The organism is Nitratireductor sp. GCM10026969, assembly GCF_042660605.1.
Lineage (GTDB): Bacteria > Pseudomonadota > Alphaproteobacteria > Rhizobiales > Rhizobiaceae > Chelativorans.
This window is the reverse complement of the sequence record NZ_JBHSUM010000202.1, coordinates 1-2500: the sequence shown is the minus strand read 5'-3', so window position 1 is coordinate 2500 and position 2500 is coordinate 1. Positions and strand designations below refer to the sequence as shown.

The following is a 2500-nucleotide window of genomic DNA, read 5'->3' as shown; positions in this document are numbered from 1 at the left end:
AAACTCCGAATACCGAGGAGTACTGGTCGGCAGACACACGGCGGGTGCTAACGTCCGTCGTGGAGAGGGAAACAACCCTGACCAGCAGCTAAGGTCCCCAAGTCATGGCTAAGTGGGAAAGGATGTGAGGACCCCAAAACAACCAGGATGTTGGCTTAGAAGCAGCCATCATTTAAAGAAAGCGTAACAGCTCACTGGTCTAATCAAGGGTCTTTGCGCCGAAAATGTATCGGGGCTAAAGCCATGCACCGAAGCTCTGGGCTCAGCTTGCTGAGCGGTAGCGGAGCGTTCCGTAGGTCCGTGAAGGAAGACCCGTGAGGGCTTCTGGAGATATCGGAAGTGCGAATGCTGACATGAGTAACGATAAAGGGGGTGAGAGACCCCCTCGCCGAAAGTCCAAGGGTTCCTGCTTAAAGTTAATCTGAGCAGGGTTAGCCGGCCCCTAAGGCGAGGCCGAAAGGCGTAGTCGATGGGAACCACGTTAACATTCGTGGGCCTGGAGGTAGTGACGGATTGCGGACGTTGTCCTTCCTTATCGGATTGGGAGGGCAGCCATGCGGTCCCGGGAAATAGCTCCTCCATATAGACCGTACCCGAAACCGACACAGGTGGACTGGTAGAGCATACCAAGGCGCTTGAGAGAACTCTGCTGAAGGAACTCGGCAATTTGCACGCGTAACTTCGGGATAAGCGTGACCTTCTCGAGGGCAACCTCGGGGGGGTGGCACAGACCAGGGGGTGGCGACTGTTTATCAAAAACACAGGGCTCTGCGAAGTCGCAAGACGACGTATAGGGTCTGACGCCTGCCCGGTGCCGGAAGGTTAAGAGGAGGGGTGCAAGCCCTGAATCGAAGCCCCGGTAAACGGCGGCCGTAACTATAACGGTCCTAAGGTAGCGAAATTCCTTGTCGGGTAAGTTCCGACCTGCACGAATGGCGTAACGACCTCCCCGCTGTCTCCAGCAGAGACTCAGTGAAATTGAATTCCCCGTGAAGATGCGGGGTACCTGCGGTTAGACGGAAAGACCCCGTGCACCTTTACTATAGCTTTACACTGGCATTCGTGTTCGCATGTGTAGGATAGGTGGTAGGCTTTGAAGCCAGGGCGCCAGCCTTGGTGGAGCCACCCTTGAAATACCACCCTTGCGAACATGGATGTCTAACCGCGGCCCGTCATCCGGGTCCGGGACAGTGTATGGTGGGTAGTTTGACTGGGGCGGTCGCCTCCCAAAGAGTAACGGAGGCGCGCGATGGTGGGCTCAGAACGGTCGGAAATCGTTCGCTGAGTGCAATGGCATAAGCCTGCCTGACTGCGAGACAGACAAGTCGAGCAGAGACGAAAGTCGGTCATAGTGATCCGGTGGTCCCGCGTGGAAGGGCCATCGCTCAACGGATAAAAGGTACGCCGGGGATAACAGGCTGATGACCCCCAAGAGTCCATATCGACGGGGTTGTTTGGCACCTCGATGTCGACTCATCGCATCCTGGGGCTGGAGCAGGTCCCAAGGGTATGGCTGTTCGCCATTTAAAGCGGTACGTGAGTTGGGTTCAGAACGTCGTGAGACAGTTCGGTCCCTATCTGCCGTGGGTGTTGGAATATTGACAGGATCTGTCCCTAGTACGAGAGGACCGGGATGGACGCACCTCTGGTGGACCTGTTGTGGCGCCAGCCGCATTGCAGGGTAGCTATGTGCGGACGGGATAACCGCTGAAGGCATCTAAGCGGGAAACCCACCTGAAAACGAGTGTTCCCTATCAGAGCCGTGGTAGACCACCACGTCGATAGGCCGGGTGTGGAAGTGCGGCAACGCATGAAGCTTACCGGTACTAATCGCTCGATCGGCTTGATCATTCTCATTGCTCGTGCCCATCGCGCCTCCGGCGTGAGGGCGCATTCGTCCGCACGGATGAGCGCGGCTTACGCCGCTATCCTCCGCCCCTCGACGGGTTCGGGAGGGCGCGCAAGAATGCGCGACGGCCAGTCGGCCTTGCGAAGCTTCGCTTCGTAGGGCGGGCTCAAAACCCAGCTTCTCGATTGATGCGCTTGGCCGACCTGGTGGTCATGGCGGGGTGGCTGCACCCGTTCCCATTCCGAACACGGCCGTGAAACGCCCCAGCGCCGATGGTACTTCGTCTCAAGACGCGGGAGAGTAGGTCGCCGCCAGGTCTGCCAAACGCATCAACAAACTTCTCTTCAAATCGCCAGAAAAGACGCAAAAACACACGCAATCCAAAACGCGTGGCAAAACCAAAATGACGCGGGGTGGAGCAGCCCGGTAGCTCGTCAGGCTCATAACCTGAAGGTCGTAGGTTCAAATCCTACCCCCGCAACCAAATAAACGCCGCCAATCCAATGGGTTGGCGGCTTTTTGATTCTCGCATTCGCTCTCGTGAAACTCTCTCCGGAATCATATCGGAATCACTTCCGAGGAAGTCGTAGCGTTCTATGGCGAAGGATTTGCGGCTACTCGGGCGGGTCGGACCCCACCCTTGGTGTGGAG

General features: G+C 57.2%; 1 tRNA gene and 2 rRNA genes (1 of these 3 cut by a window edge). All 3 read left to right on the top strand.

The features are described from left to right. Window positions 1-1851, top strand: a 23S ribosomal RNA gene (locus ACFP9U_RS23085) (it extends 1057 nt beyond the left edge of the window). Between the two features lie 200 nt (window positions 1852-2051). Further along, window positions 2052-2166, top strand: a 5S ribosomal RNA gene (gene rrf / locus ACFP9U_RS23080). 90 nt (window positions 2167-2256) lie between these two features. Continuing rightward, window positions 2257-2333: transfer RNA gene (locus tag ACFP9U_RS23075), tRNA-Met, on the top strand. Window positions 2334-2500: the final 167 nt, after the last annotated feature.